The organism is Microbacterium sp. 77mftsu3.1 (assembly GCF_900100525.1).
Lineage (GTDB): Bacteria > Actinomycetota > Actinomycetes > Actinomycetales > Microbacteriaceae > Microbacterium > Microbacterium aquilitoris.
Map to the genome: position 1 here is coordinate 271,663 of NZ_FNCR01000001.1, position 11,026 is coordinate 282,688.

An 11,026-nucleotide genomic window follows, 5' to 3' on the forward strand; every position below is an offset into this window, starting at 1 on the left:
GTCGTCGCGCTACGGCGTGACGACCGCACTCCCCGTCCCGAGGGCGACGATCCGCGCGATCGCGTCCTCGGACGTGGTGTTCTCCCCCGGCACGTTCGGCTTGCCGCGACCGTGGTAATCGCTCGACCCGGTCGCGATGAGGTCCCGCTCCGCGACCAGGCGCCGCAGCTCCCCGAGCGCGGGCTCGACGTTCTCGCGGTGGCCGAGCTCGAACCCGGCGAGGCCGGCGTCGAGCATCCCGCGGACGACGCGGTTCGGCAGGAGTCCCGCCCGCCCGGCGGGGTGCGCGATCACGGGGACACCCCCCGCGCCGGCCACGGCCGCGACAGCGGTGACCGGATCGGGCGCGTACAAGGCCACGTAGTACCCGCTGGCCGGCGAGAGGATGCCGCCGAACGCTTCGCCGCGATCGCGGACGTGCCCCCGGGCGACGAGGGCGTCGGCGATGTGGGGACGCCCCACGGTCGCTCCCTCCGCCGTCTGCGCCTCGATGTCCTCCCACGTGAGGTCGTAGTCGCGTCCGATGCGCTCGGCCATCGTCCGCGCACGGGTGAGCCGCGACCGCCGGATGCGATCGGTGAGGGCTCGCAGGCCCGCGTCCTCGGGGTCGATGAGATAGGCGAGCACGTGGACGCTCCGCCACTCGTGCCGCGCCGACAGCTCCATCCCCGGCAGGAACGACATCCCGAGAGAGACGGCGGCATCGGCTGCCTCCGCCCACCCCGACGTGGTGTCGTGATCGGTGAGGGCGGCCGTCCGGATGCCGTGGCGGTGAGCGGCGGCCATGACGACCGCGGGCGGCTCGGTGCCGTCGGAGTGGTCCGAGTGCAGGTGGAGATCGCCGGGCCCGTGCGGGGCCGATGGAGCGGAGGACCCTGCGGACATGGTCACGAGCGTACCGCGCGCAGAAAGTCCCCAGCCTGCCCGCTTAGTGTCGTGATGTGCTGCGACTGACGGGGATTCTCTTCACGATCGCCGCCGCCGTCGGCGCAGCGATCCTGACGTGGCCTCAGTTCTTCCGCCTCGAGCAGACCTTCCCGATCGCGCAGCTCGTGTCGCTGCGACCCGTCGTCGCCGTCGGTTTCGCCGTCCTCGCGCTCATCGGTCTGCTGGTGTGCCTCGGGCGCCGCACACGCGGCTTCGGAGCAGGTCTCGCGATGATCGGCATCCTCGCCTGCGCGGCGAACGTCGGGATCCTCGCCTTCCGCGGCCTCGGGACGTCCGGGCTCCCCGAGCCGACCTCCGACAGCGTCCGCGTCATGACGTGGAACACCGCCGGCGAGGCCACGGACGTCGACGCGATCGTGACGACGGCCATCGCGATGGACGTCGACATCGTCGCTCTCCCCGAGACCACCGACGAGACCGGCAAGGCGATCGCCGTGGCCATGCGCGAGCGCGGCAACCCCATGTGGGTGCACGAGGAGAACTACCAGGGGTGGGATGCCACCTACACGACGCTCCTGATCTCCCCCGACCTCGGCGACTACGCCGTGGTCGAGTCGGACTCCTCCGGGACGAAGAACACGTCCGTCGTGCCGAGCGTGGTCGCGATGCCCGTCAACGGGGAGGGCCCCACCGTCGTCGCCGTCCACGCCGTCGCGCCGAGGCAGAACGACATGGCGCACTGGCGCAGCGACCTCCGCTGGATCGCGGACCAGTGCGCGAGTGCGAACGTCATCCTGGCGGGCGACTTCAACGCGACGATCGACCACATGAGCCGGCTCGGCACCCACGGCGGCACCCTCGGACGCTGCCAGGACGCCGCTTCGACGACGGGCAACGGCGCGGTCGGGACCTGGGACACGGCCTGGCCGGCTCTGCTGGGTGCGCCCATCGACCACGTGATGACGACGGATGCCTGGCGCGCCACCGGCTCGGTCGTGGTGACCTCCCTCGACGGGTCCGGCGGAGACCACCGCCCTGTCATCGTGCAACTGGAGCCGTTGGGCTGACGAGGTCGACGGTCGGTGCGAGACTGGGAAGATGACCACCGACGAGCGCGACACCATCGCCCAGGAGACCACCGAGACCCCGGCGGCAGCGACCACGAACCGCAAGCAGCCCTTCCCCGCGGGCTTCCTCGAGTCGATCTCGACCGGATGGGCCGAGCGGCCCGCCTCCCTGCCGCCGCAGCGAGCCGAAGCCCCCTACGCCGCCGCACGTCGAGCCGCCGTCTCGGCCGCGTTCCCGGGGTCGCGCCTGGTCATCCCCGCCGGCTCCTTCAAGCAGCGCTCGAACGACACCGACTACCCGTTCCGTGCCCACTCCGCCTTCTCGCACCTGACCGGCTGGGGCGCCGACGCCGTGCCCGACTCCGTCCTGGTCTTCGAACCCGTCGAGGGCGGTCACGACGTGACCCTGTACCTGCGCGAGCGCGCCGATCGCACGACGACCGAGTTCTACGCCGACGCATCCATCGGCGAGTTCTGGATCGGTCCGCGCCCCTCCCTCGAAGCGGTCGCCGCCGACCTCGGACTCGCGACGGCCCACGTCGATGCGTTCACGAGCACCGACGACGACCTCACCCTCGAGGCCGATGACGAGCTCACGCGCTTCGTTTCCGAGCTGCGCCTGGTGAAGGACCCGTACGAGATCGCCCAGCTCCGCCTCGCCGTCGAGGCCACCGGTCGCGGCTTCGACGACATCGTCGCCGAACTCCCCCGCATCATCGACACCCCTCGCGGCGAGCGTGCCATCGAGGGCGTGTTCCACCTGCGCGCCCGCACGGACGGCAACGGCGAGGGGTACGACACGATCGCGGCATCCGGTCCTCATGCCTGCTACCTGCACTGGACGCGCAACGACGGCGCCGTGGTCCCCGGCGATCTGGTCCTCATCGACGCCGGCGTCGAGGTCGACAGCCTCTACACCGCCGACATCACGCGGACCCTCCCCGTGTCGGGCACGTTCTCGCCCGTGCAGCGCCGCATCCACGAGACCGTGCGGGAAGCAGCGGACGCGGCGTTCGCGGCAGCCCGCCCGGGCGTGAAGTTCCGCGCGATCCACGAGGCCGCGATGGAGGTCATCGCCGCGCGGACCGCCGAGTGGGGCTTGCTCCCGGTCACCGCAGAGGAGGCGCTCGACGCCGACCGCGGCGGCCAGCACCGCCGCTACATGGTCCACGGGACGAGCCACCACCTCGGGATCGACGTGCACGACTGCGCAGAAGCGCGACGGGAGATGTATTACGACGGCGTGCTCGAGGCGGGCATGGTCTTCACGATCGAGCCGGGCCTGTACTTCCAGATCGACGACCTCACCGTGCCCGAGGAGTACCGCGGGATCGGCGTGCGCATCGAAGACGACATCCTCATGACCGAGAACGGGCCGGTGAACCTCTCCGCCCACATCCCGCGCACCGCCGACGACATCGAGGCCTGGATCGCCCGCGCCCGCGCCTGAATCGATGACCGCGTCCGCCTACACACCGCCGCCCGCTTTCACGACGCGACCCCAGCTGACAGGGACGTTCGGCATGGCCGCGTCGACCCATGCGACGGCGACCGCGGTCGCTCAAGCCGTGCTCGAGCGCGGCGGCAACGCGTTCGACGCCGCCTGCGCGGGTGGGTTCGTGCTGCACATCGTCGAGCCGCACCTCAACGGTCCCGGCGGCGATCTCGTCGGACTCTTCCAACCGGCGGATGCCGCGGCCCCCACGGTCCTCATGGGTCAGGGCGCGGCACCCGCCGGTGCGACGATCAGCCATTTCCGAGGTGAGGGACTCGATCTCGTCCCCGGTGCCGGCGGCCTCGCGGCGGCGATCCCGGCCGCCGTGGACGCGTGGCTCCTCGTCCTCCGCGACCACGGCACGTGGTCGGTGGCCGACGTCGTGGCGTACGCGATCGACTACGCCGACAACGGGCATCCGCTGCTGCCGGCGGCCGCAGCCACCATCGGCCGGGTCGCCGACCTGTTCCGGGACCACTGGACGTCATCGGCCGAGCTGTGGCTCGTGGACGGCCGCGTCCCGGCGGCAGGCGACCTTCATCGCAACGCCGCGTACGCGGACGTCCTCCGCCGCGTCGCCGCCGCGGCCGGACAGGCGGAGGACCGGACGGTCGGCATCGACGCGGCGCGAGCCGAATGGCGGCGCCTGCTCACCGACGCCTGCGCCTTCCTCTCGCGCCCGCATCGCCACTCCAGCGGCACCGATCATGTCGCCGTCCTGACCCCCGACGACCTCATCGACGCACCGGCGCGCTACGAGACGCCGATGTCGGTGCCGTTCCGCGGTCGGACGGTGTTCAAGGCGGATGCCTGGTCCCAGGGACCCGCCCTGCTCGAGGCGTTGCGCATCCTCGAGCCCCTTCCGGAGGCCGACCTGGACCCCTCGACCCTCACGGGTGCGCATACGGTCATCGAGGTCCTGAAGCTCGTCCTCGCCGACCGCGACGCGTACTTCGGCGAGGGTGCGGACGCCGGCCCCCTCCTCTCGGACGCCGTCATCGCCTCCCGGCGCGCGGAGATCGGCGACCGCGCGTCGTCGCGGTGGCGGCCCGCCACACTCCCCGGAGCGGGACCGTGGGAGCCACCGCTCCGGCAGGAGGGTGCGTCCGCCGCAGGGACGGGCGAGCCTACGGTCGACCGCACCGGCGCCACCCGCGGCGACACGTGCCACATCGACGTCGTGGACCGGTGGGGCAACATCGTGTCCGTCACCCCGTCCGGCGGTTGGCTGCAGTCCTCCCCCACGATCCCCTCACTGGGTTTCTGCCTCGGGACGCGACTGCAGATGTGCTGGCTCGACGACGCCTCCCCCGCCGCGCTCCGGCCGGGCGATCGCCCGCGGACGACCCTGTCCCCGACGCTCGTCCACGACGGGACCACCCGCATCGCGATGGGCACACCCGGCGGCGACCAGCAGGACCAGTGGCAGTTGCCGATGCTGCTGCGGATGCTCGTCGGCGGGTACACCGCGCAGCAGGCCATCGAGGCTCCGACGCTGCACACGGCGGCGATGGTCGACTCGTTCTGGCCGCGCACGAGGGACCCGATCGGCCTCGTCGCCGAGGAGCGGTTGGATGACGCCGTCCTGACCGGACTCGCCGAGCGGGGCCACCGCGTCACGAGGGCGGGCGAATGGTCGCTCGGCCGGCTCTCTGCGGTCGGGATCGACCGGGGCACCGGCATCCTGTGGGGCGCCGCCAACCCCCGGGGTATGCAGGGCTACGCGGCGGGGCGCTGAAGCCGGGCGGTCAGCCACGGGACGGCCGACCGCGCCGTCGCGGCACCCACCTCGTCTGCGGGGAGTTTCCGACCCGCGACCTCGAACGAGTGGCCGCCGCCCTCGAACCAGCGGATCTCCGCATCGTGGCATGCGGCGACGGCGGCTTCGAGGTCGACGAGCGGCTGCAGGAACGGATCCTTGGTGCCGGCCAGGAAAAGCTGCGGCGCGGTCACCGCGGGCAGATGGGCCGTGCGCGCGTTCTCGGGTCGACCGGGCGGGTGCAGCGGATACCCGAGGTACACCAGCGCGTCAGCCCCGATCCGTGCCTCGGCCGCGGCCATCGACGCCATGCGACCGCCGTACGACTTGCCCGCCGCGACGAACGGGCGGCCCGGTGCCGCCTCGCGGCAGAACATCTCGACCGCGGCCCACGTCTCAATGGCGTGTGCGGCGGGGCCCGGCATCCGTCGCCCGGCGTGCCGGTAGGGGAAGTCGAAGCGGACCGTCGTGAAGCCGGCGTCCGCCCACACCCGCGCGGCACCCACCAGGAACGGATGCTCGTGACCCGCGCCCGCGCCGTGAGCGAGAGCGATGACGGCTCTCGGATCGTCCGCCTCGTCCATCCAGGCGTCGAGCTCGACCCCGCCCGAGGGCAGGGCGACGACGATCATCGCGGAGCGTCGGGGGCGGCCTGCCCGGTCGGCTGGCCGGGAGTTCCCTGACCGGGAGCGGTCTGGGGCGGCGTCGCGGGAGGCGCCGGCGCAGGATCGACACGCTCGCCGTACTGCGGTGGCGCGGCCGGGTCGACGCGTTCGCCCGCGGCGGGGGACGGCGCCGGATCGACGCGTTCCCCGGACTGCGGAGCGGCAGCGCCGGGCTCGATCCGTTCGCCGTACCGCGGCGGGTCGGTCAGATCCACGGGCGGCGCGGGACGCGGTGCCGACGTCCGCGACCCGCCGAGCAGCTCGGTGGCCCGACCGAAGCTCCGCGACAGCACGGTGACGTCGTAGTGGTCGGCGATCACCTGCGTGACCGAGGTGAAGTCGCGTCGCCGACGGAGGATCGAGTAGCTGATGATGCTCAGGAGCATGCCGATCGCGATGCCGACGAGCATGACGCCGACGAAGAGCTGCAGGACGGCTCCCGGGCTCCCGAGCACGAAGATGGCGGCGAACAGCAGGCCGAGCAGGACGCCGTTGATCGCACCGGAGCGGGCGGCCGTCGCGTACCCCAGACGCCCCGTCACGCGCTCGACCGATCGCAGTCCGCGCCCGACGATGGCGATGTCCGGGGCGGGCACGTCCGAGGCGATCAACGTCGACACGGCTTTCTGCGCCGCTTCGTACGACGTGTACTCCGCGACCGTCGCACCGTGCTCTTTCGGGGCCCCGCCCATCATGCTCATGGTGTCAGTCTCCCACGAGCCCCTTTGCGTCGGCGCAGGAACCGTGAGGTATCCGCCGACTACGCTGGTCGGGTGAGTACGCAGCGGGTCTTCGTCGCGCGCCTGACCGGGTGCGCCGTCTTCGACCCGTCGGGCGACCGGCTCGGGCGGGTCCGCGACGTGGTTGTCATCTACCGGAAGGACGACCCTCCGCGGGTCGTCGGACTCGTGGTCGAGATCCCCGGCAGGAGGAACGTCTTCCTCTCCATCGGCCGCGTGACCTCGATCGCCAGCGGTCAGGTCATCACGACGGGCCTCATCAACGTGCGCCGCTTCGAGCAGCGAGGCGGTGAGGTGCGCGTCATGACCGAGCTCATCGGCCGCAGCGTCCACCTCACGGACGGGTCGGGCTCCGCCGTCATCGAGGACGTGGCGATCGAACGCGACCGCCTCGGCGAATGGCACGTCGGTCAGTTGTTCCTCCGGCGCCCCAAGACGAGCGCCTCGCCCTTTGCCAAGGGGCCGACGACGTTCGCGCAGTGGAACGACGTCCGCGACGAGCAGGTGGCCGGCCAGACGCAGTCCGCCGAGCTGCTGGTGGCCTCGTACTCCGAGCTGAAGCCTGCCGACCTCGCCAACACCCTTCTCGATCTCCCCGAGGACCGCCTCCTCGAGGTCGCCGAGGAGCTCCCCGACGATCGACTCGCCGACGCGCTCGAAGAAATGCCCGAGGACGATCAGGTGCACATCCTCGAGGCCCTCGGCGACGAGCGCGCCGCCGACGTCCTCGACGCGATGGAGCCCGATGACGCGGCCGACGTGCTGGGGCAGCTCTCCGACGCCCGCGCCGGCCAGCTTCTCGACCTGATGGAGCCCGAGGAGGCGGAGGACGTCCGGGCCCTCCTCGAGCACGGGCCCGACACGGCCGGCGGTCTCATGACGAGCGAGCCCATCGTGCTGTCCGCCGACGCGACCGTCGCCGAAGCCCTCGCCCTCATCCGTCGTCACGAACTGCACCCCGCGCTGGCCGCGGCGGTGTTCGTCACGCTGCCCCCGTACGAGACCCCGACGGGGCGTCTCCTCGGCGTCGTGCATTTCCAGCGGATGCTGCGTTACCCGCCGCACGAGCGACTCGGCGCCATCATCGACGACAGCGTGGAGCCGGTCACCGTCTCGGCCAGCGCCGCCGAGGTGGCTCGTCTGCTCGCGAGCTACAACCTCGTCTCGCTCCCCGTCGTCGACTCGGCTCGGCACCTCGTCGGCACCGTCACCGTCGACGACGTCATCGACTACCTCCTGCCCGATGACTGGCGTTCGCAGGATGCCCCGCGGCAGACCCCGGGGGTGCGGCGATGATGGCGCGCGCACCGAAGTCGGGGTTCGAAGCACCGCGCGGTCGCCGGGCGAGCGTCCTCAGCCGCACGCCGCAGCCGTCGCGTGATCGGTTCGGACGCTTCACCGAGTGGATCGCCCGGGCGATGGGCACCCCCGTCTTCCTGCTGATCCTGTCCCTCTTCTGCGTCGCGTGGATCACCTGGAACACGATCGGCCCCGAGTCGCTCCGCTTCGACGACGCGGCGCTCGGCTACACCGCCCTCACCCTCGTGCTCTCGCTGCAGGCCTCGTACGCGGCTCCGCTCATCCTCCTCGCGCAGAACCGCCAGGACGACCGCGACCGGGTGCAGATCGAGCAGGACCGTCAGCGGGCCGAGCGGAATCTCGCCGACACCGAGTACCTCGCCCGTGAGGTCGTGGCCTTGCGGATGGCGCTCACCGACATGCAGAGCGAGGTGGTGAGCCGCGACGTCCTCCGCCAGGAGCTGAGGTCGCTGCTGGATCGTCTCGACGAGCGCGACCACGATCGCCCCGGCGACGAGCACTCGACGTCGTGAGTACGCACGCGACCGCCGAGCAGGTCCGCGCCGCGGTGTCGGCCGTCATCGACCCCGAACTGCGCCGCCCGCTCGGCGAACTCGACATGGTGCGCGATGTGGCCGTCGACGGCGACATCACTCGTGTGGGCATCGCCCTGACGATCGTCGGCTGCCCCGCGGCGGACCGCATCGAACGCGACGTGCGGGATGCCGCGGCATCCGTCCCGGGCATCGCCGACGTCGCGGTCGACGTCGGCGTCATGACCGCGGCGGAGCGCTCCGCCCTCGTGGAACGGATCCGCGGCACCAAGCGCATGCCCTTCACCGCGGACTCGCTGACCCGGGTGATCGCCGTCACGAGCGGCAAGGGCGGTGTGGGCAAGTCCACCGTCACCGCGAATCTCGCGGCCGCCTTGGCCTCCCGCGGACTCGCCGTGGGGCTCATCGACGCGGACGTCCACGGGTTCTCGATCCCCGGGCTCCTGGGCCTCGTCGACGAGGATGGCCGGCCCCCGCAGCCGACCCGTCTGAACGACCTCATGCTGCCTCCCGTGGCACACGGCGTGAAGACGATCTCGATCGGCATGTTCCTGCCCCCGGATGCGTCCCCCGCTGTCGCCTGGCGCGGTCCCATGCTCCATCGCACGGTGCAGCAGTTCCTCACCGATGTGCACTTCGGCGACCTCGACGTGCTCCTGATCGACATGCCGCCGGGAACGGGGGACGTCGCCATCTCGGTGGGCCAGCTGCTCCCCCACGCGGAGGTCCTCGTCGTGACCACTCCGCAGGCGGCGGCGGCCGATGTCGCTGTGCGCAGCGGTGTCGTCGCCCGTCAGACGGGCCAGTCGGTCATCGGGGTCATCGAGAACATGACGGCGTTCATGCTTCCCGACGGCAGCGTCCTCGACCTGTTCGGTCAGGGCGGCGGCGAGGCCGTCGCGGCCGCCCTCTCAGTCGGCGGACTCACGGTGCCGCTCCTCGGGTCCGTCCCGCTGAGCGCCGCGCTCCGGCGGGGTGGCGACGTGGGCGTCCCCGTCGTGATCGGCGAGCCCGAGGACACCGCGGCGCGGGCGATCTCCGCGATCGCCGATGCGATCGCCACGACGCGGCGCTCGCTGGCCGGGCGGTCGCTGCCCGTCTCGCGCTCCTGATCCGACGACAGACGGCGGATGCCGCCCGTCAGGTCGCCTCGGAGTCGAACGGCACCGTACGCAGGTCCGCCGGGGTCTCGTCCGCGCTCGCCTCGACGGCGGGCGGCTCGGCCAGCGCGACCGCCGCTGCCGGAGTCGTCGCGACGGGCTTCACCGGGGCGTCGTCGATCAGCGCCTCGCGGATGATGCGCCGCGGGTCGTACTGTCGCGGGTCGAGCTTGCGCCACTCGATCTCGTCGAAGTCATCGCCCATCTCCTCCTTGACCCGGGTGCGTGCGCCATCGAGCCACTGACGAACCCGGCGAGTGAGTCTCGCGAGGGACGCGGCGTAACCGGGCAGGCGCTCGGGGCCGAGCAGGAGGGCGGCGATGAGTCCGATGAGGAGGATCTTCTCCAGATCGAGCCCGAATGACATGGTTCCCAGGTTACCCGTGCGCCTGGGGGTTGCGGGGTGCCGACCCGCCTAGGCTGACGCGTGGAGGTTCACGACATGGGAGATCACGAAGCGGTACGCCGATTCGCCGCCGAGGCGACGGTCGAGCCCGAGGCCATCGCCCGCGCCCGCGCTCACGCCCTCGAGATCGGCGCGAACCCGATCAGCCCCGAGGTCGGCGCCCAGTGCGCCGTCATCGCGGCGGCCGGCCGCGCGCTCAACATCGTCGAGATCGGCACGGGCGGCGGGGTCTCCGGCCTCTGGCTCATGCACGGGTCGCCGCGCGCGACACTGACGACGATCGACAAGGAACCCGAGCACCTCGCCGTGGCCCGGAAGGCGTTCACGGATTCCCGCATCCCGCCGGCTCGGGTGCGGTTCATCACCGGCCGCGCCGCGGACGTCCTGCCGCGGATGAACGAGGCGTCCTACGACATCGTCCTCATCGATGCCGACCCCGAGGGGGTCATCGAGTACGTCGAGCACGGGCTGCGTCTGGCTCGCGCCGGCGGCACGGTGCTCGTGCCTCGGGTGCTCGCCGGCGGCGCCGTCGCCGATCCCGTCAAGCGCGGCCCCCTCGAGAGCGCCTACCGGTCGTTGATCCAGGAGACGCAGGACTCCCCCGCCGTCCTCGGCGCGCTGTCCATCGTCGGGGAGGGCCTGCTCCAGTTGACGACGGTCGCCGACCAGAGCTGATCGCTCTGCCGCGGCATCCGAGAACGCCGAAAGGCCGGCCCCGAGGGGCCGGCCTTTCGTATCGATCCGGGGTCAGGCGGCGCCGACGACCCCACTGAGAACGCTGTGGAGTTCCTTCGCCTCGTCATCGTTCACCGAGACGACAAGTCGACCGCCCCCCTCGAGCGGGACACGCACGATGATGAGACGGCCCTCCTTGACGGCCTCCATAGGTCCGTCTCCGGTGCGCGGCTTCATGGCTGCCATTGTGGGGCTCCTTTTCGTCTTCGGCCTACCCCATTAGTCTACCCAATGGGGTGATCGCCGATGGCGCGCGCG

At 71.8% G+C, this 11,026-nt stretch carries 12 protein-coding genes; 7 read left to right on the plus strand and 5 right to left on the minus strand.

Translation table 11 applies throughout. The features are described 5' to 3' along the window. Positions 1-9: 9 nt before the first annotated feature. Positions 10-885: a PHP domain-containing protein gene (locus BLR68_RS01535; protein WP_018188259.1), complete on the minus strand. Its 876-nt coding sequence runs from the start codon at positions 883-885 to the stop codon at positions 10-12. Between the two features lie 56 nt (positions 886-941). Here BLR68_RS01535 and BLR68_RS01540 point away from each other — a divergent pair, with 56 nt between their 5' ends. Genes BLR68_RS01540 through BLR68_RS01550 form a run of 3 tightly spaced genes read left to right on the plus strand, consistent with a single transcriptional unit; the run spans position 942 to position 5,188 of the window. Then, a complete protein-coding gene (locus BLR68_RS01540) occupies positions 942-1,955 on the plus strand; it encodes an endonuclease/exonuclease/phosphatase family protein (RefSeq protein ID WP_018188260.1) in 1,014 nt (337 codons plus the stop codon). Between the two features lie 31 nt (positions 1,956-1,986). After that, entirely contained in the window at positions 1,987-3,405 is a 1,419-nt protein-coding gene (locus BLR68_RS01545) for an aminopeptidase P family protein (protein ID WP_018188261.1), read from the plus strand. A gap of 4 nt (positions 3,406-3,409) precedes the next feature. After that, entirely contained in the window at positions 3,410-5,188 is a 1,779-nt protein-coding gene (locus tag BLR68_RS01550; protein WP_018188262.1) for a gamma-glutamyltransferase family protein, read from the plus strand. On the opposite strand, the gene BLR68_RS01555 is transcribed toward BLR68_RS01550, so the two are convergent. Beyond that, positions 5,170-5,841, minus strand: a complete 672-nt coding sequence (locus BLR68_RS01555) for an alpha/beta hydrolase family protein (RefSeq protein WP_018188263.1) — start codon at positions 5,839-5,841, stop codon at positions 5,170-5,172. The two genes, BLR68_RS01550 and BLR68_RS01555, sit on opposite strands and share 19 nt — an antisense overlap. After that, the gene (locus tag BLR68_RS01560) at positions 5,838-6,575 is read right to left on the minus strand and encodes a YflT domain-containing protein (RefSeq protein ID WP_018188264.1); all 738 of its coding nucleotides are present in this window, start codon (positions 6,573-6,575) and stop codon (positions 5,838-5,840) included. Before BLR68_RS01560 ends, BLR68_RS01555 begins: the two co-directional genes overlap by 4 nt. Before the next feature lie 72 nt (positions 6,576-6,647). Here BLR68_RS01560 and BLR68_RS01565 point away from each other — a divergent pair, with 72 nt between their 5' ends. From BLR68_RS01565 to BLR68_RS01575, 3 genes are read left to right on the plus strand one after another with little or no spacing between them, the layout of a single operon-like run. Continuing rightward, positions 6,648-7,910, plus strand: coding sequence for a magnesium transporter MgtE N-terminal domain-containing protein (locus tag BLR68_RS01565; protein ID WP_018188265.1), 1,263 nt, complete (start codon positions 6,648-6,650; stop codon positions 7,908-7,910). After that, positions 7,910-8,446, plus strand: a complete 537-nt coding sequence (locus BLR68_RS01570; RefSeq protein WP_018188266.1) for a DUF1003 domain-containing protein — start codon at positions 7,910-7,912, stop codon at positions 8,444-8,446. Before BLR68_RS01565 ends, BLR68_RS01570 begins: the two co-directional genes overlap by 1 nt. Next, on the plus strand, positions 8,443-9,579 hold the full coding sequence (locus BLR68_RS01575; RefSeq protein WP_018188267.1) for an Mrp/NBP35 family ATP-binding protein: 1,137 nt from the start codon (positions 8,443-8,445) through the stop codon (positions 9,577-9,579). The genes BLR68_RS01570 and BLR68_RS01575 overlap by 4 nt, the downstream gene beginning before the upstream one ends. Positions 9,580-9,607: 28 nt before the next feature. On the opposite strand, the gene BLR68_RS01580 is transcribed toward BLR68_RS01575, so the two are convergent. Then, positions 9,608-9,994, minus strand: coding sequence for a twin-arginine translocase TatA/TatE family subunit (locus tag BLR68_RS01580; RefSeq protein ID WP_018188268.1), 387 nt, complete (start codon positions 9,992-9,994; stop codon positions 9,608-9,610). Positions 9,995-10,069: 75 nt separating this feature from the next. Here BLR68_RS01580 and BLR68_RS01585 point away from each other — a divergent pair, with 75 nt between their 5' ends. Then, positions 10,070-10,708, plus strand: coding sequence for an O-methyltransferase (locus tag BLR68_RS01585; protein ID WP_018188269.1), 639 nt, complete (start codon positions 10,070-10,072; stop codon positions 10,706-10,708). 72 nt (positions 10,709-10,780) lie between these two features. On the opposite strand, the gene BLR68_RS01590 is transcribed toward BLR68_RS01585, so the two are convergent. Continuing rightward, positions 10,781-10,954 (minus strand): DUF3117 domain-containing protein, encoded by a 174-nt coding sequence (locus BLR68_RS01590; protein ID WP_064506455.1) that lies wholly within the window; start codon positions 10,952-10,954, stop codon positions 10,781-10,783. Positions 10,955-11,026 lie beyond the last annotated feature (72 nt).

What these genes read in the sequence shown, in the direction of transcription:
- BLR68_RS01555 (WP_018188263.1), bottom strand. Translation starts at nt 5,841, where the DNA reads ATGATCGTCGTCGCCCTGCCCTCGGGCGGGGTCGAGCTCGACGCCTGG.
- BLR68_RS01550 (WP_018188262.1), top strand. Translation starts at nt 3,410, where the DNA reads ATGACCGCGTCCGCCTACACACCGCCGCCCGCTTTCACGACGCGACCC.
- BLR68_RS01590 (WP_064506455.1), bottom strand. Translation starts at nt 10,954, where the DNA reads ATGGCAGCCATGAAGCCGCGCACCGGAGACGGACCTATGGAGGCCGTC.
- BLR68_RS01585 (WP_018188269.1), top strand. Translation starts at nt 10,070, where the DNA reads ATGGGAGATCACGAAGCGGTACGCCGATTCGCCGCCGAGGCGACGGTC.
- BLR68_RS01570 (WP_018188266.1), top strand. Translation starts at nt 7,910, where the DNA reads ATGGCGCGCGCACCGAAGTCGGGGTTCGAAGCACCGCGCGGTCGCCGG.
- BLR68_RS01560 (WP_018188264.1), bottom strand. Translation starts at nt 6,575, where the DNA reads ATGAGCATGATGGGCGGGGCCCCGAAAGAGCACGGTGCGACGGTCGCG.
- BLR68_RS01580 (WP_018188268.1), bottom strand. Translation starts at nt 9,994, where the DNA reads ATGTCATTCGGGCTCGATCTGGAGAAGATCCTCCTCATCGGACTCATC.
- BLR68_RS01535 (WP_018188259.1), bottom strand. Translation starts at nt 885, where the DNA reads ATGTCCGCAGGGTCCTCCGCTCCATCGGCCCCGCACGGGCCCGGCGAT.
- BLR68_RS01545 (WP_018188261.1), top strand. Translation starts at nt 1,987, where the DNA reads ATGACCACCGACGAGCGCGACACCATCGCCCAGGAGACCACCGAGACC.